Below are 17,730 nucleotides of genomic sequence, written 5' to 3'. Positions count from 1 at the left end.
GTATTAAGAGGCTTGCCTACGCTTGCGTAACCGGACGGGCGTACGGCAACCTTCGCTTGATCGTCAAGAAGCTTGATCAGATCGTCGAAATCTCTTGATCAGTTAAGACTCAGCCGAGGAGGCCCTTCCGTGTCCCACTACAAGGCGAACCTACGAGACATCGAGTTCAACTTGTTCGAAGTTCTGGGCATCGGGGAACTGCTGGATCAGGGCGCCTACGGCGACCTGGACGGCGACACCGCACGGGAGATGCTCGCCGAGGCCAAGCGCCTGGCGGAGGGGCCGATCGCGGAGTCCTTCGTCGACGCCGACCGCAACCCGGTCGAGTTCCTGCCGGAGCAGCACACCATCACCGTGCCCGAATCGCTGAAGAAGACCGTGGCCGCGGTCAACGAGGCGGGCTACTCGGGCCTGGGCATGTCCGAGGACATGGGTGGCGTGCCCGCGCCGAACGCGCTCATCTGGGGCATCCAGGAAATGATCGTGGCCGCGAACAACTCGGCCTCCTTCTTCAATACGGGTCCGCTCATGCACAAGGTGCTCTTCGACGAGGGCACCGAGCAGCAGCAGAAGTGGGCCGCGCACGCGTGGGAGAACCGGTGGGGCGGCACCATGGTGCTCACCGAGCCCGACGCCGGTTCCGACGTCGGCATGGGCCGCACCAAGGCGATCGCGCAGGCCGAAGGCACCTGGCACATCGAGGGCGTGAAGCGCTTCATCTCCGGCGGCGACGTGGGCGACACCGCCGCCAATATCTTCCACCTGGTGCTGGCCCGCCCCGAGGGCGCCGGGCCGGGCACCAAGGGCCTGTCGCTGTTCGTGGTGCCGCGCTTCCTGTTCGACACCGAGACCATGGAACTCGGCGCCAAGAACGGCGCGCTGGTCACCGGCGTCGAGCACAAGATGGGCATCAAGTCCTCGCCCACCTGTGAGATCACCTTCGGCGGCGACATTCCGGCCGTCGGATACCTGGTCGGCGACAAGCACAATGGCATCGCGCAGATGTTCAAGGTCATCGAGAACGCGCGGATGATGGTGGGCACCAAGGCCACCGGCGCGCTGTCCACCGGCTACCTGAACGCCCTGGAGTACGCCAAGCAGCGCGTGCAGGGCGCGGACCTGACCCAGATGACCGACAAGGCCGCCCCGCGCGTCACCATCACCCACCACCCGGACGTGCGCCGCTCGCTGGCCACCCAGAAGGCCTACGCCGAGGGCCTGCGCGCGCTGTACATGTTCTGCGCCTCCTACCAGAACGCCGATGTGGCGCAGGCCAACTACGGCGTGGACGCCGAGCTGGCCGAGCGGGTCAACGACCTGCTGCTGCCCATCGTCAAGGGCTGCGGCTCGGACCGGGCCTACGAGAGCCTGACCGAATCGCTGCAGACCCTGGGCGGCTCGGGCTACCTGCAGGACTACCCGATCGAGCAGTACATCCGCGACTGCAAGATCGACTCGCTGTACGAGGGCACCACCGCCATCCAGGCGCAGGACTTCTTCTTCCGCAAGATCATTCGCGACAAGGGCGTGGCCCTGGGCCACGTCGCGGGCCTGATCCAGAAGTTCGTCGACGGCGGCCCGGACCAGTTCAAGGTGGAGCGCGGGCTGCTCGGCGCGGCGCTGGCCGACGTGCAGGCCATGGCGGCCACCCTGACGGGCTACCTGATGGCCGCCCAGCAGCAGGTCGACGAGATCTACAAGGTCGGCCTGGGCTCGGGCCGATTCCTGTACGCCGTGGGCGATCTCGTCATCGCGTGGCGACTGCTCGAGCACGCCGCCATCGCGCAGGCGGCGCTGGACGCCGGTGCGGCCGAGAAGGACAAGAGCTACTACACCGGCAAGGTCGGTGTGGCCTCCTTCTTCGCCAAGAACAAGCTCCCGCTGATCAGCGGCGTGCGCAGCGTCGTCGAGAACATCGACAACGACATCATGAAGCTGGACGAAGCGGCTTTCTGAGTTCGCTCTGACGCGTGTCTTGTCGGCGAGTCGCGGCTCGCCGACAAGACACGCGTTTTTCATTTGTGACCTGCCGTGATGTGTCGTCCCCAGCGGGTACAACTACGGCATGGTCTTCCCGGTTTCCTTCGGCTGGATCCAGATCCTGCTGCTGGTGTTAGCCATCGGCGCGATCGGTCTGCTGATCACGGCGGTACTCAAGGCGCGCAAGGTCGGCTGGCGGGTGCTGGCCGGGCGTGGCGCGGGCGCGATCGGAGTCGTGCTCGTCGCGGTGGTGATCCTGTGGATCACCACGCTGCTGCAGACGTTCCTGGGGCTCACCGGCGAGGTGAAGGCCGCCCACATCGAGGCCAAACCCATTGCGGGTCAGGAACACATGATGAACGTGGACCTCACCCTCTACGGCGACAAGGACCACGGCGACCAGCACAAGAGCTACCAGGTCGAGGGCGACATGTGGGTGCTGCAGGCCAATATCGTGGAGCTCGACGCGTGGGTGAACGCGCTGGGCTTCAATTCCGGCTACAAGGTGACCCGCCTCTACGGCCAGCGCCTGGACGGCATCGCCACCAAGCAGAACCAGATCTTCCTCAACGGCAGTGATGCCGACTTCTTCCAGGACATGAAGAATCGGACCTGGTACACAAAGCCTTTCGTGCGCTCGGCCTACGGCAACGCCGTGATCGCCACCGCGGGCAACTACGACGTCTTCATCTCCCGCGACGCCATCAAGACCCGGCCGGTCTAGGAGAGTTCTGCCACGACGGGGGCGTGATCGCTGGCCCCCTTGCCCTTTCGCTCCTCGCGGTCCACGTTCGCCTCGGTGACGCGGGCCGCCAGGGCGGGGGAGCCGAGGATGTAGTCGATGCGCATGCCCTCCCGGCGGGGGAAGCGCAGCTGGGTGTAGTCCCAGTAGGTGTAGACACCCGGGCCCGGGTGGAAGGGCCGCATCACGTCGGTGAAGTTCGCCTCGTCGAAGGCGTCGAAGGCGTCACGTTCGGGTTGGGAGACGTGCGTCTTGCCCTCGAAGAACTCCGGCGACCAGACATCCAGATCGGTCGGCGCGATGTTCCAGTCGCCGACCAGCGCGATCTGCGCGTCCGGAGCCTCGGCCAGCCACTTGCTGCCCGCATTGCGCAGCGCCGCAAGCCATTCCAGCTTGTAGGTGTAGTGCGGATCGTCCAAGGCGCGGCCGTTGGGCACGTACAGGCTCCACACCCGCACCCCGCCGCAGGTCGCGCCGATGGCGCGGGCCTCCACCACCGGCGTGCTGAGCAGCGACTCCCCGGCGTCCTTGTCGAAGCCCGGCTGGTCCGGGAAGCCGATCTCGACATCCTCGATGCCCACCCGGGAGGCGATGGCCACCCCGTTCCACTGGTTGTAGCCGACGTGCGCGACCTCGTACCCGGCCGCCTCGAACGCCTCGAACGGGAACTGCTCGTCCTTGCACTTGGTCTCCTGCATGGCGAGCACGTCGATATCGGCGCGGTCCAGCCACGCCAGCACCCGATCCTGCCGGGTGCGAATCGAATTCACGTTCCAGGTGGCGATGCGCACGGCGATGAACCTCTCAGCGATAGTGTCTTTCGAAAATCGGGAAGCGCGGGGTTACGGCGCGGCGTACCGGTAGGAGTGGTGCTCCACGAAGCCCATCTCCTGATACAACGCCAGCGCCGCGTCATTGTCATCCGAAACCTGCACGTACGCGTGCGTGGCCCCGCGCGACTGCCCCCAGCGCACCATCTCCGCGCACACCAGCGAGCCCAGCCCGTGCCGCCGATGCCCGTCCGCCACCGCCATGCAGGTCAGCCCCACCCAGCGGCGGCCGTCCGGGGCGGTGGTGACCGCGGCCCGGCCGATGGCCAGCGCGGTCGGCAAACCCAGTGTGGCGAAGGCGACTTCACCGTCGCGCACCGCGGTCAGTACCTCCACCACCGGCGTGGATCCGACATAGGTGTCCCCGCCGCGATGCCGGTGCACCGACAGCCAGGCCCCGTCCGGCTCCGAGGTGAACCGCACCATCGGCGGGCCCTGCGGCAGCATCATGTTCTCGATATCGACGGCCAGCACCTGGGTTTCGTTCCAGGTGCGCCACTGGGCGGGCGCGGTGGCCAGCCGATCCGGCAGTTGCAGCACCAGCGGCAGGCCGTGCGCGGTGTACCACTCGCCGATGCGCTGCAGGGTCTCGGTGTTCATCAGCGCCGGGCCGTCGGTACCGCCCAGCGGCACCGCAGAATTCGCGCGATTGGTGTAGCCGTTCCCGGCGCGCAGCAGCCAGCCGTCGATCCAGGACCGCATCTGGCCCGGCCAGCCGTCGGCGGCCGCCGCCTCCAGGGAACGGATCTCACTGGTCCGAATGGGCCTGGGCCCGAGCGGTTTCCACGCCACCACCTGATCCCAGGCGATCGACACCACCTGGCCGTCGGCGGTGCGCACGGTCAGGGGGTCGGTCGCGGTGAGTTCGCCGATGACATCGGTCAGCGGCTGGGGATAACCGGCGGGCAGGCGGTAACGAACCACCACCCGCTTTCCGATCGGCGGGAGTTCGGATTCGGTCATAGGTGGTTAGTCGTCGTCCTCGTCGACGTCGTCGTGGCCGAACGGGTCGGGGACGGTGCCCGGCACCCAGCTCAAACCCGGCTTGCCCCAGCCGTTTCGCTTGATGGACTTCTTGGCGGCCCGGGCATTGCGGCCCACCAGCACATCCACGTACAGATAGCCGTCGAGGTGGCCGGTCTCGTGCTGCAGCATGCGCGCGAAGAAGCCGTTGCCCTCGAGCTCGACCGGCTCGCCCTTCTCGTCGGTGCCGGTGACCTTGGCCCAGTCGGCGCGGCCGGTGGGGAACTGCTCGCCGGGCACCGACAGGCAGCCCTCTTCGTCATCGTCGGGATCCGGCATGGTCTCGGGGATTTCGGAGGTCACCAGCACCGGATTCACCACGCAGCCGCGGCGGCGGACCATCTTGCCGCGGGGGGCCTCGTCGGGGCAGTCGTAGACGAACAGGCGCGGGGCCAGCTCGTCCTCGTCCTTGATGATGACCTGGTTGCCCGCCAGTCCCACGCCGTGGGCGGCGTCCATGGTCTCGTACATGTCCGCGATCAGCTCGGCCAGCTCCTCCGGGGTCTGCGTGACCGGAGTGGTCGCGCGGTGCAGAACCGGGTCGCCGACAATGCGAATCGGGAGAATAGCCATGGTGAGCAGCCTACTGGGTCCGATTGCCTCGGCTTCGCTCCGGCCGTTCGCGGCCGTCGCCCAGTCCGACACGCCGGGGTTGCGTCACATAACACGCCGAGCGGTACGCATCGGGAAGATCGCGGGGCGTGGTTGAATGATCGGCGACGTTCAAATTCGTCTGGTGACCACTCGGCGAGGGAGCACTATGGACAGCGCAGCGGCACGAGACATCTCCGCAAGCGAGGACGGTATTCCCGCGGGTGCCCCCGGTATCCCGGAGAGTGCCGCCGACGAGGATGGCGCACACGGCCTTTCCCGCCGCGAACTCGACATTCTGGACTTCGAGCGCAAATGGTGGAAGTACGCCGGCGCCAAAGAGGAAGCCATCCGCGAGCTCTTCGATCTCTCCGCCACCCGCTACTACCAGGTCCTGAACGCCGTCGTGGACAAGCCCGAGGCGCTGGTCGCCGACCCCATGCTGGTCAAGCGCCTGCGCCGGCTGCGGGCCAGCCGCCAGAAGACCAGGGCCGCACGTCGTCTCGGTTTCCAGGTATAGCCAGTAGGCTCGACGCGTGAGCAACCCGAATTCGCCGTCCGGCGGTCCGCCGCTGCGGGCCCTGGCGATGGTTCTGATCGCGCTGGCCATCGTGTTCGCGGGGCTGGGCGCGATGTCGCTGTCGAGTTCGGACTCCTCCGACGCCGGCGCGGGGTCGCAGACCAGCAGCGCCGCGCCCACCACCACTGCGGCACAGCAGAATTCGGCCCAGGTCAGCACCGCGCCCGTGGTACCGACGACCACGGCGGCGCAGCCCACGACCACCACGGTCGCGCCGACCACGACCGCGCCCACAACCACCACCGCCGCGGCGGGCATCGACAAGACCGTTCCCGTCCGGGTCTACAACAACGGCACCGTGGCGGGCCTGGCCAAGAAGACCGGTGATCAGCTCAGCGCCGACGGTTTCAATGTGGCCGAGGTCGGCAACTACCCGAACGGTGTCATTCCGAAAACCACCGTGTACTACGGCAGTTCACCCAAGGAACAGGCGCTGGCCCAGGCCATCGCCGCGGAGCTGGGCTGCTCGGCCGAACCCCGCTTCCCCGGAATCTCGGATTCGCTGGCCGGCGTCATCGTCATCGTCACCGGCAACTGATCCGACCGAACACCCGGATGGCCCCTCCACGGGACGCGCGGTCCGCTCTGGCATCATCTTGTCCGGTACGAACTATGTCCACCCTGCTTTCCGATAAACTCGGACTCGTAAAGGAGTTCCCCGATGGCCTCGTCCTCTACTCGTCGCCCGTCTTGGTGGACTGTTGCTCCGGTGCTCGCGGTCGCCGCTCTCGGCCTCACCGCGTGCTCCAACAGCCAGGAGTCGAGCGACGTCAAGGGGACGACCCCGCCGGTGTTCACCAGCTCGGCCGCTCCGGCCGGCGCCAAGACCGGCCTCGGCAGCGCCGCCGAGCCGCGTGATTCGGTTTCCGCCACCCTCAAGGACTCCAACGGCCAGTCCGTCGGCACCGCCACCTTCACCAGCAAGGGCGGCCACCTCGAGGTGATCGTCGAGGCCCACGGCCTCAAGCCCGGCTTCCACGGCCTGCATCTGCACCAGAACGGCAAGTGCGAGGGCGATTTCACCTCCGCCGGTGGCCACCTGCAGGTCGGCGAGGCCAATGCGCACCCCTCCAGCGGTGACCTGACCTCGCTCCAGGTGCTCAAGGACGGCACCGCCACCCTGACCACCACCACCGACTCGGTCACCCTGGACGAGATCAAGGGCAAGGCCCTGATCGTCCACGCGGGCGCCGACAACTTCGGCAACATCCCCACCCGGTATGCCGCCGCGCCGGATGCGGACACCCTCGCGACCGGCGACGCGGGCGCTCGGGTCGCCTGCGGCGTGGTCGCCTGAACCCCCTCGAGGTAAGCCATGGCCGGGGCAGGCATTTCGAAGGTCCCCTTCAACTCTTCGCCCCGGCCCACGCTCGGCGTGGAATGGGAGGTCGCGCTCGTCGACAAGCGGACGCGCGACCTGTCCAACACCGCCGCAGCGGTTTTCGAGGCCTGCGGTGATCTGCGCGCCTGGGACGGCACCCCGCAGATCACCAAGGAACTGCTGAAGAACACCGTCGAACTGGTCTCCGGCAAGCACGACACCGTGAGCGAGGTGGTCGACGAACTGCGCGCCACCCAGGACGTGGTGCGCCGCGCGGCCGACCAGGTCGGGGTCGACCTGTTCTGCGCGGGTACTCACCCGTTCGCGCAGTGGTCCACCCAACAGCTCACGCGCAGCGCGCATTACGACGAACTCATCGAGCGCACCCAGTGGTGGGGCCGCCAGATGCTGATCTGGGGCGTGCACGTGCACGTCGGCATCTCGCACCCGGACAAGGTCTTCCCGATCCTCAACGCGCTGCTGCCGTCCTACCCGCACCTGCTCGCGCTGTCCGCCTCTTCACCCATGTGGGCGGGCGTGGACACCGGCTACGCCAGCAACCGGGCGCTCATGTTCCAGCAGCTGCCCACCGCCGGACTGCCCTTCCAATTCGAGAACTGGGGCCAGTTCGAGGGATTCGTGCACGACCAGATGAAAACCGGTGTGTTCGAACAGCTCGGCGGCATGCACTGGGACATCCGGCCCGCACCCAAGTGGGGCACCATCGAGGTCCGCATCTGCGAAGGCACCCCCACCAAGGCCGAACTGGCCGCCATCGTGGCCCTGATCCACTGCCTCATAGTCGATCTCGACCGGCGGGTGGAGAACGGCGAGACCCTGCCCCCCATCCTGCCGCCCTGGCACGTGCAGGAGAACAAGTGGCGCGCAGCGCGATACGGGCTCGACGCCATCATCATCACCGATGCCGACAGCAATGAGCGGCTGGTCACCGACGACCTGATGGAACTGCTCAACCGGTTGGAACCGACCGCCAAGAGCCTCGGCTGCGAGAACGAGCTGGCCCTGGTCGCCGACATCCCCAAGAAGGGCGCGTCCTATCAGCGGCAGCGCCGGGTGGCCGCCGCGGCCCAAGGCGATCTGGTCGCGGTCGTCGACTCGCTGGTCCACGAACTCGAGCAGTAGACCCGACTCCCCGGGATCGAAAACCGCGACTTCCACCGTTGTGATTTCCATTACGCGGCACCGCGGACGCTGTACGCCGCAGCCAGCGTCGTTACGGCTGCGACCGGGGGCTGTTCACCTGGGCATGCCGGTGGCGTTCAGCTGGTCATAGGGGCGGCGTTCACATGGCGTTTACTATGGCTGGATGTTGCTCGACGACCCGCGTCCCAAGCCCGGCGGTGGAGCACGCCGACAGGGACAGTGGATTTCGTCGCCGCGCGCCCGCCTGACGGCCGTGCTGGCCGCCTTAGCCGTGCTGCTGCTGGCCCTGCAGATCGTCGCCTCGCAGCATCACTTCGTGGGTCCGTTGGAGAGCATCTGGGACGACTTCGCGGGCAATGCCAAATCCTTCACCGTGCCGTGGGCCGGACTCGGGCTGGCCCTGATCGGGCTGCCCTGGCGGCGACGCGGCATCGCGGTCGGCGCGGCGCTCGCCATCGACCTTGCGTACCAGTCGATTCGGTGGCTCACCGGCGGGCCGCTGGCCATGGGCAACGGTCCGGTGCTGGTGCTCATCGCCATTCTCGGGCTCGCGGTGTGGAAGTGGCAGGGCGCCGAGCGGACCAATGCGCTGCACGCCGGGTCGCTCGGCCTGCTGCTGGTGCTGTCCAGCAAGGTCGCCGACGTCTGGCTGGGCATCACCGTGCTGGCCGGGCCCCGGGTCCTCGACGAACACGTGCTGCTGGTCGATCACGCCCTCGGCGACCCGTCCTGGCTGATGGGGCAGCTCGTCGATTGGCTGGGGCCGATCGTCACCTCCGTATTGCACTGGGTCTACATCGAACTGCCGCTGGGCGCGATGATCGTGACCATCTGGCAGCTGCGCAATGTGGTGAAGACCGGGCAGTGGCCGCGGCACTACCTGGTGCGCACCTTCCTGGTGCTCGGGCTCATCGGGCCCGTCTTCTACGTCGTATTCCCGGTCGTCGGGCCGATTTTCGCCTACGGCGCGGAGGGGCACGCCTTCGCGCTGGGCCAGTACTGGCCGAATATGGTGCCGCCGGTGGAGCTTTCGCCCGGCTCGATCGCCTTCGACCACTTCGCCCCGCGCAACTGCATGCCCTCGCTGCACACCGCGTGGGCGCTGTCGATCTTCATCCACTCCCGGTGCGACCCGTTCACCGGCGCGCCCGCACCCACCTGGCTGCGCTGGGGCGGCGCCTTCTGGCTCGTCGCCACCCTCTCGGCCACCCTCGGCTTCGGCTACCACTACGGCGCCGACCTGGTCGCGGGCGCGGTGCTGTGCCTGACCATCGAATCCGCGCTGCGCGCACCCGAACGAGGCTGGGACCCCATCCGGGCACGGCTGGTGGCCGCGGGGATCACGCTCTTCGCGGGGCTGCTGCTCTCGTACCGGTACCTGTCGGCCGGATTCGCCGAGCATCCGGTGCCCGCCGGCATGATCGTGCTCGGACTGCTCGCCGCGTACGTGACGGCCTTCTACCGCACCTGGTTCGCACAGCTGCCGGTTCCGGCCCTCGAAAACGCCGTGCGCGCCTGATCTTCCGGGACTCTCAGTCGGCCGTGGCCGCGTTGGAATCGGTTGCCGCTTCGGTCGCCGCGGGCAGGGGCCGGCTGCGGCGCAGCGCCAGCAGCCCGGCCAGACAGCCCGCCGCCACCAGCACCGCGGTCCAGGCCGGGGTCTCGGTACTGCCCGAGGTCACCGTGCACACCGCCGAGTGGTCGGGCGATTGCAGCGCGTAGTGGCCGCGCGCGACATAATCGCGCATGCCCAGCACCGCCGACGGCACGAAGATCACCATGGTGCCCAGCACCCGGCTCGGCACATAGCGCGGCCGCGCCGAGGCGAGCCCGAAACCGACGAGCCAGGACACGATTGCCGCGCCGCCGACGATCAGCCAGGCCAGCTCGGTATCGGAGGTGAGGGCCGTGGAGACCCCGAGCACGATCGCCGCCACCAGGCAGGCCCGCGGCGCGCCGTAGCGGCTGCCCGTCCACATGCCGAACGCGGTCACCGCCACCAGCAGCGGAATCGACCACGCGGGCAGTTCGGCCGCCACCGTCGCCGCCGCGACCGCGCTGAGCCCCACCGCCAGCAGCACGATCTCGCCGTCGCGGCCCGGCAGCAGCATGGCCGCGATCAGGGCGGTGCCGACCGCCGTCACCACCGCGAGCCCGATGCCCGCCAGCGTGTCCCCGTGCCGGGCCAGCCACTCCGCGCTGGCCAGCGCCACCAGCACCAAAACCACGCCCGCCAGGATCGGCGCCAGCGGGAGCTCGATCGACAGTCGTTGCGCGACCGGGCGATTCCGATAGGTCAGGAAGCCGAACGCGGCCAGCGCCAGGGCCAGCAGGATCATCCAGACGGGCGGGATGTCGGTGGCGTGCCAGTGGCCCGCGGTGGTCTCGTCGATGCTGCCGCCCACCCGCGGCACCGGATTCACCGAACCCAGCAGCAGGCTGATCAGGATGCCCAGCGTCCACGCGAAGGCGGGCAGCCGGTGATGCAGCACCGCCGCGCCCAGCGCGCCCAGCACCAGCCCGCCCGCCAGCGAATCGATGAAATTCATGGTGGACAGCGAGGAGTGCGGATCGGTGGCATGCCCGAGGCCGTGATTGGCCAGCAGCACCAGCAGTCCGCCCACGGTCGTGCCCCACGCCGCCTTGGTGCTGCCCAGGGTGGTGAGCAGCACCGGCGCGATCATGGCGACCAGTACGCCCGCGGCAATGGCCCGCGGCAGGCTGTAGGCCAGCAGGTCCAGTTGCAGCGCGGAAGTCTGTGAGGTCCAGCCGAAGTCGATGGGTAGGGCCAGCGCCAGTCCGGCAACCGTTGCCGTGACGAGCGCCGTGATCGTCTCGGCGGCGACCTGATACGACCTCACCTGCGCAAAGTTACCGGCGATAGTCGTACAGGTCGGTTCGACTCGCCTATTTTGCGCAGATTAAGCCAACTCTCGGAACTCTCAGGGGCAAGCCCCTGAAACCCCGGATAATCGCTGGCAGAACCAACTAGACGGTCTTTTCTGATTCTGGCGGCTGTCAGACGTACCCGGAGGGGTCGCCCGGCTGCCCCGCCGATTCCCGCTGGGCGGCAAAGAGCCGAAGCGCCTCCACCTGAACCGGATTGAGCGACGGTCGCACCGCCTTGCGGGCCGCCGCCATATCGTCCGCGGTGACCTCGCCGGCCTCGACGTCGCGGCGCATGGCGGCCAGCGCGGCCTCGCGCAGCAGCGCCGAGCAGTCGGCGGCCGAATAGCCGTCCAGGTCCCGGGCCAGCCTGCGCAGGTTCACATCGGCCGCCAGCGGCACGGATTCGGCCGCGGTGCGCAGGATTTCGCCGCGGGCTTCGGCATCCGGCGGCGGCACGAAGACCAGGCGCTCCAGCCGACCCGGCCGGGTCAGGGCCGAATCGATCAGATCCGGGCGATTGGTCGCCCCGACCACGACCACATCCCGCAGCGGCTCGACACCGTCCAGTTCGGTGAGCAGGGCGGCGACCACCCGGTCCGACACGCCGGAATCGCTGGACTGGCCGCGCTGCGGGGCCAGTGCGTCCACCTCGTCGAGGAAGATCAGCGACGGCGCGGAATCCCGTGCGCGCTGAAACAATTCGCGCACCGCCCGCTCCGAGGAGCCCACCCACTTGTCCATCAGCTCGGCGCCCTTCACCGCGTGCACGCTCAGCTGGCCCGAACCGGCCAGCGCCCGCACCAGGAAGGTCTTGCCGCAGCCGGGCGGGCCGTAGAGCAGTACCCCGCGCGGCGGCTCGATACCCAGCCGCTTGAAGGAATCCGGATGCTTCAGCGGCCACAGCACGGCCTCGGTCAGCGCCTGCTTGGTCTCCGCCATGTCGCCGACATCATCGAGACTCAGATTGCCGATCGCCAATTCCTCGGAGCCCGACCGCGACAGCGGGCGGATCACCTCCAGCGCCCCGGTCAGATCCTCTTGCCGCAGCACCGGATCCGAATGGTCGCCGCTGGCCCGCCCCGCCGCCCGCAGCGCCGCCTCACGCACCAGCGCGGCCAGATCCGTCACCACGTAACCCGGCGTCCGCGCCGCGATCTCGTCCCGCTTCAGATCTTCGGTCGGGGCCTTGCACAGCAGCTGCTCGAGCAGCGCCGCCCGCACCCCGGCCGTGGGCAGCGGCAGCGATACCGTCCGGTCGAACAGTTCCGGACTGCGCAGCCGCGCATCCAGGCCCACTCCGTTGGAGGTGGTGGCCAGCACCGCCACCGCCGGACGCGCCACGGCGCAGCGCAATTGGTCCAGGATCAGCGTGGCCACCGGCTCCGGTTCGGCGGGCAGCAGCGCGTCGATGTCGGTGATCAGCAGCACTCCGCCCGCGCCGGAACAGATTTCGGTCACCTTGTTCGCGACCTCGCGCAAACGGCTCCCGGCTTCGATCGCGCCGACCGCGGGACCGTCGAGCTCCACCAGCCGCCGGGTACCCGTCACCGCCCGGGCCAGCGTCGCCTTGCCGACACCGGCGGGTCCGGTGATCAACACCCCCAAATGCGAGGTCGCGCCAAGGGCTTTCAGCAGTTCCGGCTCGTCGAGCGCCAGATTCAGCCACTCCTTCAGCTTGGCGGCCTGAGCCTGCACGCCCGCCAGATCCGCCACCGCGACCGCGGCGGTCGGGGCCACGGCTGCCGTGGGCGCCGAGGTCGGCCGCTCGAGGACCGGTATCGGGCCGGTGGACAGCAGGTTCGTGTCGTCGAGCAGGCCGTGCGGCGTATCGGTGCCGACGATGCTGCCCAGCGTCACCGCGGTGCTCGGCAGAATGGTGACCGCCCCGGGCTGTGGATCGGTGGCGGTGACCCGCAGCACCTCCGAGGTCCAGGCGATGCCGAGGCCCTTGAGCGCCCGGCGCGCGGCGGCCGGATGGTCGGTGGCCAGCAGATCGCGCGGCAACAGGGTGACGGTGTCGCCCACGGTCACGATCTTGCCCAGCAGCGCCTGCCGCAGTGTCGATTCCGGGATGGCGGCTATGGCCAGGCTGGATCCGGTCACCGCGACCCGGCGGGCGTCGTACACGGTCGCCGCCGCGATCTTGACGTCACCGCCGTCGCGCACCTTGGCGTTGGACAGCGTCACCTCGTCGAGCAGCGCGACGCCGGGGGTGGATCCGTGGGTGGGCTTGAACGGACCGACCACCGCGGTGGTGCGCCGCCCGCCGGTCAGCGTGACGCCGTCGCCGGCCTGCAGGCCGAGCGCCATCATCACTTCCGGGTGTAATCGCACCAACCCCCAGCGGGCGTCGCCACCCGAGGAGTTCCGGTGAGCGGTCAGCTTGATTTCCGGCACCCGTCAATTCTGCCCGTGCCGACCGGCCGCCGAAGCCGCCGAGCGTGAATTGCGGCTCAGCCGTTGGTTTCAGCGCCCGGCCGGCGGTTCAGCGATTGGTGCGGTCCGGCACCCGCTCGCGCGGGCCGGGGCGGCGCAGCCGCAGCCGGGCCGTGGACACCCGCGGCACCCGACCGGCCAGCGGCCGCTGGCGGCGCTGCGCCCGGCGCTGGGCGCGGCGCTCGGCGGGCTTGTGGTTCCAGGTCTCCGGGCGCGCGGCCACCCAGCGGGCCGAGTGCACGGCGAAGGGAATGTGGCCCAGGTACAGCGCGACCAGGCCCATCATCAGGATGAGCGGGTAGGTGACCAGCAGTGCGGCGGCCAGGGCGACCAGCACCAGCAGGATCGGCGCGGTGCGCGGGGCCACCGAGACCGACTTGATGGCCAGCGTCGGCAGCGTGCTCACGCACAGCAGACCGGTCAGCACGGTCCATACCGCGGCCAGCGGGAAGCTCACCCACCAGCCGTCGCCGAACTGCTCCGACAGCGCGATGGGCAGCAGCACGATCAGCGCGCCCGCGGGCGCGGGCACCCCGACGAAATACTCACGCTGCCAATCGGGCCGGTTGTCGTCGTCCATGAGCGTGTTGAAGCGGGCCAGCCGCAACACCATGCAGACCGCGAACATCAGCGCCAGGATCCAGCCGATGCTGTCGGCGTGCAGGAAGGTCACGTAGAGCACCAGGGCGGGCGCGACGCCGAACGCGATGGCGTCCGACAGCGAATCCAGTTCCGCGCCCATCCTGGTGGTGGCGTCCAGCATGCGGGCGATGCGGCCGTCCAGCATGTCGAAGACCGCGGCCGCGCCGACCAGGGCCAGCGCGATGCCGAGCTTCCCCTCCATGGCGAACTTCACCGAGGACAGACCCGAGCACAGACCCAGGATGGTCACCATGCTCGGCAGCAGCATGACGGTGCGATTGCGGCGACGCTGCTGATTCGGCGCGGGCGCGAGTTGCTCCATCATGAATCCAGTTCGGCCAGCACCGTTTCCGCGCCGATGGTCCGCTGTCCCGGCGTGACCAGCAGTTCGGTCCCGGCCGGGAAGTAGGTGTCCACGCGCGAACCGAACCGGATCAGTCCGTAGGTGTCGCCGATGCTCACCTTGTCGCCCGCCTTGGCCTCGCAGATGATGCGGCGCGCCAGCAGACCGGCGATCTGCACCACGACCACCCGCTGACCCGACGCGGTCTCGATGACCATGGAGTTGCGCTCGTTGCGGTCACTGGCCTCGGGCAGGTCCGCGGACAGGAACTGGCCCTTCTGATAGGCGATCTGCTCCACCAGGCCGCTCACCGGCACCCGCTGCACGTGCACGTCCAGCACCGACAGGAAGATGCTCACCCGCGGCAGCGGCGCATCGCCCAGAGCGAGTTCGGCGGGCGGCACCGCGGTGTCGACCAGGGCCACCTCGCCGTCGGCGGGGGCCACGACGACTCCGGACCGGTTCGGCGGCACCCGATGCGGGTGGCGGAAGAAGGTGGCGCAGGCCGCGGCGGCCAGCAATCCCGTGCGGCGCAGCCACTTTCGCCGGTAACCCAGGGTGGCGACCGCCAGCGGCGCGGCCACGAACGGCAGACCCGCCGGATGCAGCGGCGGAATGGAGGAACGAACCAGGTCGACGACGTGACCGAGGCCGGTCTGTTCCGGAGTGCCGGGCGGGGTGGGTCGGCGGGCCACAAGCTCCTCTTTCATGCGCGGATAGGTGCGGTCATTGACCGCGATCACACGATACGGGAAGTGCGTTCGACGCTCGCGTTCTCGGTAACCGAACGGGCGCGAACGCGGACATGAATTGTCGGTGAGCCACCTGGCAATACCCCGTGATTGTGAGCATACGCACACACATTGGCGGCTATGCCGCTTAAGCTGAGGGCGCCTCATGTCTGCGGTGTCATCAGGCCCGCGGGGGTGGGGACCCGATGAAGGTCACGTTCGACGCGCAGTACATAGGAGAGAACCAATGGCTGCTCGAATTGCCTCGATCAGCGGGGTAGAGCACACGGCAATGCTCGGGCTCGGCGTGTACCGGCCGGCGCGAGTCGTCACAAACGATGAGGTCGCGGGGCCCATAGCTTCCAGCGACGAATGGATCCGGACCCGCTCCGGCATCCGCACCCGCCGCTTCGCCTCCCCCGAGGAGACGATCATCGCCATGAGCGCGGCGGCCGCCCGCGACGCCATCGAGGCCGCGGAAATCGATCCGGCGCTCATCGATTGCGTCATCGTCGCCACCTCGACCTGGCTGCTGCTCACGCCCGCCGCGGGCCCGCAGATCGCCACCGAACTCGGCCTGAACAATGTCGCGGCCTTCGATGTCTCGGCCGGTTGCGCGGGCTTCTGCCACGGGGTGGCCATGGCCTCGGATCTGGTCAAGGGCGGTACCGCCCGCAATGTGCTGGTCATCGGTGTGGAACGGTTGACCGACACCATCAATACGGCCGATCGCGGCACCGCTTTCCTCTTCGCGGACGGCGCGGGCGCGGTGGTGATCGGTCCCTCCGACGAGCCCGGCATCGGCCCCACCGTCTGGGGCGCGGACGGCACCCAGCACCACGCCATCCGCCAGGACAAGGACTGGATGGAGTTCTTCCGCGAGATCGACGAGCGGGGCCTGGACGCCGTCCGCCCCTACCTCGCCATGGAGGGCACGGCCGTGTTCCGCTGGGCCGCACACTCTTTGGAGAAGGTCTGCCGCGACGCCATCGAGCGCGCGGGCCTGACGCCCGAGGAATTGGACGCCATGGTCCCGCACCAGGCCAACGGCCGCATCATCGAGATCATGGCCCGGGTGCTGAAACTCCCGGAGAGCTGCGCCCTGGCCAATGACATCGAGGAGACCGGCAATACCTCGGCCGCCTCGATCCCGCTGGCCATGGAGGCCATGATGCGCAAGGGCGACGCCAAACCCGGCGGCACCGCCCTGCTCATCGCCTTCGGCGCGGGTCTGTCCTACGCGGCCCAGGTGGTTCAGCTGCCGAACTGGAAGAGCTAGCCCGCCGGGCTAACCCAGATCCCAGGCGACGGTGACGGTGAACGTCACCGTCTGCTGGCCGGGTTCGAGGCTGATGTTCGGCGCTGCCCCGGGAACCGCGTCCTTGTACATGGGTACCTGGGTAGGCATTGGGCCGCTGCCGTTTTCGCTGATGGTCTTGACCTTCTTCAGCTTCAGCCCCGACAGGTCCGCGTACTGCTGGGCGCGGGACTTGGCGTCCTCGAAGGCGCGGGAGCGGGCATCGGAGAGCAGTTTGGTGTTGTCCTCCAACCCGAATGCCACCGAGCTGATGCGGGTGTCATTGCCCCCGGCCTGCACGGCCGCCGACAGAATCGCCGACGCCTTGGGCAGGTCCCGCACCTTCACGTGCATGGAATTGGTGGCCCGATACCCGCTGATACTGCGCCCCTCCGGCCCGTAGGTGGGCTGGACGGACAGGTCGCTGGTCGTGATGTCCTCGCGCTTGGCACCCGCGGTGACCATGGCGTCGGTGATCGCCTTGGCCTTGGCATTGGCCTGATCGACCGCCGCGGACACATCCCCGGCGGCCACCTCGGTGCCCAGGTCGGCATTGAGCACATCCGGTGTGCCCTGAACCTTTCCGGTCCCGGAGACGGTGACCGTGCGGTCGCCGCCGGAGTCCGAGCTGCCGCATCCGGTCAGCAGCAGCGCGACACCGGCGGCCGCGGCGCAGATCGCTGTAAGTCGTCGCATAGGCCGAACCTACGCTCAGCTCTCCACGGTTCGCTTGATCTTCCCGCGGGTTTCGTTCATGCCGTCCACGAGCGCGCCCTCGAAGGGCTGCTCCCCGCCGAACACGGTGTCGATGGTCTTCTGCAGCCACCAGGGCAGCTTGCCGCTGGGGACGTCGCGGCGCTGGACCAGGCGGGTGCCGCCGTCGGGGCCGGGTTCGAGGGTGTAGCTCCAGACCGTGCGGTTCTCGGTCATCCGGAACGCGATCGACTTGTTCGGTTCGAATCGCACGACCCGCGAAGTGGTCGGGTAGACGTAGCCCGAGGCCTTGTTGAGATTCACCGTCCACGTTCCGGTGTGCACGGTTCGTCCCAGGGGTTGCATGCGCAGGGTCTGCGGGCTGAATTCCGGAATGCGCTTGAGATCGGAGACAACACTCCAGACCTGCTCGGGCGCGGCCGCGATATCGATACTGGCTTCGAGAGC

17 protein-coding genes are annotated in these 17,730 nt (G+C 68.6%); 8 read left to right on the top strand and 9 right to left on the bottom strand.

Annotated features, from left to right (window positions below):
• Window positions 1–129: 129 nt before the first annotated feature.
• A complete protein-coding gene (locus NS2_RS30630; RefSeq protein WP_033090810.1) occupies window positions 130–1,956 on the top strand; it encodes an acyl-CoA dehydrogenase in 1,827 nt (608 codons plus the stop codon).
• Between the two features lie 109 nt (window positions 1,957–2,065).
• The gene (locus NS2_RS30625; protein WP_033090809.1) at window positions 2,066–2,704 is read left to right on the top strand and encodes a hypothetical protein; all 639 of its coding nucleotides are present in this window, start codon (window positions 2,066–2,068) and stop codon (window positions 2,702–2,704) included.
• Here NS2_RS30625 and NS2_RS30620 read toward each other — a convergent pair.
• Genes NS2_RS30620 through NS2_RS30610 form a run of 3 tightly spaced genes read right to left on the bottom strand, consistent with a single transcriptional unit; the run spans window position 2,701 to window position 5,148 of the window.
• Entirely contained in the window at window positions 2,701–3,513 is an 813-nt protein-coding gene (locus NS2_RS30620; RefSeq protein ID WP_033090808.1) for an exodeoxyribonuclease III, read from the bottom strand. The genes NS2_RS30625 and NS2_RS30620 overlap by 4 nt on opposite strands.
• 51 nt (window positions 3,514–3,564) lie before the next feature.
• Window positions 3,565–4,515, bottom strand: coding sequence for an N-acetylglutamate synthase, CG3035 family (locus NS2_RS30615; RefSeq protein WP_045439700.1), 951 nt, complete (start codon window positions 4,513–4,515; stop codon window positions 3,565–3,567).
• A 6-nt stretch (window positions 4,516–4,521) separates the two neighbouring features.
• On the bottom strand, window positions 4,522–5,148 hold the full coding sequence (locus NS2_RS30610; RefSeq protein WP_033090807.1) for a peptide deformylase: 627 nt from the start codon (window positions 5,146–5,148) through the stop codon (window positions 4,522–4,524).
• 187 nt (window positions 5,149–5,335) lie between these two features.
• Here NS2_RS30610 and napA point away from each other — a divergent pair, with 187 nt between their 5' ends.
• The 5 genes from napA to NS2_RS30585 all read left to right on the top strand — a co-directional run bounded on the left by napA (window position 5,336) and on the right by NS2_RS30585 (window position 9,750).
• Window positions 5,336–5,686 carry a nucleoid-associated protein NapA gene (gene napA, locus NS2_RS30605; RefSeq protein WP_033090806.1) on the top strand — a complete coding sequence of 117 codons (351 nt, stop codon included), beginning with the start codon at window positions 5,336–5,338 and terminating at the stop codon, window positions 5,684–5,686.
• 16 nt (window positions 5,687–5,702) lie between these two features.
• The gene (locus NS2_RS30600; protein WP_033090805.1) at window positions 5,703–6,284 is read left to right on the top strand and encodes a LytR C-terminal domain-containing protein; all 582 of its coding nucleotides are present in this window, start codon (window positions 5,703–5,705) and stop codon (window positions 6,282–6,284) included.
• Between the two features lie 123 nt (window positions 6,285–6,407).
• A complete protein-coding gene (sodC, locus tag NS2_RS30595) occupies window positions 6,408–7,043 on the top strand; it encodes a superoxide dismutase[Cu-Zn] (protein ID WP_036550343.1) in 636 nt (211 codons plus the stop codon).
• An 18-nt stretch (window positions 7,044–7,061) separates the two neighbouring features.
• A complete protein-coding gene (locus tag NS2_RS30590) occupies window positions 7,062–8,210 on the top strand; it encodes a glutamate--cysteine ligase (RefSeq protein WP_033090803.1) in 1,149 nt (382 codons plus the stop codon).
• Window positions 8,211–8,394: 184 nt separating this feature from the next.
• Window positions 8,395–9,750: a DUF5933 domain-containing protein gene (locus NS2_RS30585; protein ID WP_033090802.1), complete on the top strand. Its 1,356-nt coding sequence runs from the start codon at window positions 8,395–8,397 to the stop codon at window positions 9,748–9,750.
• A gap of 13 nt (window positions 9,751–9,763) precedes the next feature.
• Here NS2_RS30585 and NS2_RS30580 read toward each other — a convergent pair whose 3' ends face one another.
• From NS2_RS30580 to NS2_RS30565, 4 genes are all read right to left on the bottom strand, one after another.
• Window positions 9,764–11,092, bottom strand: a complete 1,329-nt coding sequence (locus NS2_RS30580) for a hypothetical protein (RefSeq protein ID WP_033090801.1) — start codon at window positions 11,090–11,092, stop codon at window positions 9,764–9,766.
• A gap of 157 nt (window positions 11,093–11,249) precedes the next feature.
• Window positions 11,250–13,517 (bottom strand): AAA family ATPase, encoded by a 2,268-nt coding sequence (locus NS2_RS30575; RefSeq protein ID WP_033090800.1) that lies wholly within the window; start codon window positions 13,515–13,517, stop codon window positions 11,250–11,252.
• An 88-nt stretch (window positions 13,518–13,605) separates the two neighbouring features.
• Window positions 13,606–14,520: a CDP-diacylglycerol--serine O-phosphatidyltransferase gene (gene pssA, locus NS2_RS30570; RefSeq protein ID WP_045439704.1), complete on the bottom strand. Its 915-nt coding sequence runs from the start codon at window positions 14,518–14,520 to the stop codon at window positions 13,606–13,608.
• Entirely contained in the window at window positions 14,520–15,236 is a 717-nt protein-coding gene (locus NS2_RS30565) for a phosphatidylserine decarboxylase (protein WP_033090811.1), read from the bottom strand. Before NS2_RS30565 ends, pssA begins: the two co-directional genes overlap by 1 nt.
• A 283-nt stretch (window positions 15,237–15,519) precedes the next feature.
• On the opposite strand from NS2_RS30565, the gene NS2_RS30560 reads away from it, so the two are divergent.
• The gene (locus NS2_RS30560; RefSeq protein ID WP_033090798.1) at window positions 15,520–16,551 is read left to right on the top strand and encodes a beta-ketoacyl-ACP synthase III; all 1,032 of its coding nucleotides are present in this window, start codon (window positions 15,520–15,522) and stop codon (window positions 16,549–16,551) included.
• Between the two features lie 9 nt (window positions 16,552–16,560).
• On the opposite strand, the gene NS2_RS30555 is transcribed toward NS2_RS30560, so the two are convergent.
• Window positions 16,561–17,265, bottom strand: coding sequence for an SIMPL domain-containing protein (locus NS2_RS30555; protein WP_033090797.1), 705 nt, complete (start codon window positions 17,263–17,265; stop codon window positions 16,561–16,563).
• 15 nt (window positions 17,266–17,280) lie between these two features.
• The coding region (locus tag NS2_RS30550) for an SRPBCC family protein (protein WP_063865102.1) at window positions 17,281–17,730 on the bottom strand (450 nt) is incomplete at its 5' end.

The sequence above is a fragment of the Nocardia seriolae NBRC 15557 genome (genome assembly GCF_007990715.1).
Classification (GTDB): domain Bacteria; phylum Actinomycetota; class Actinomycetes; order Mycobacteriales; family Mycobacteriaceae; genus Nocardia; species Nocardia seriolae.
The sequence above is the reverse complement of the archived record's forward strand: the minus strand, read 5'-3'. Positions and strand labels throughout refer to the sequence as shown.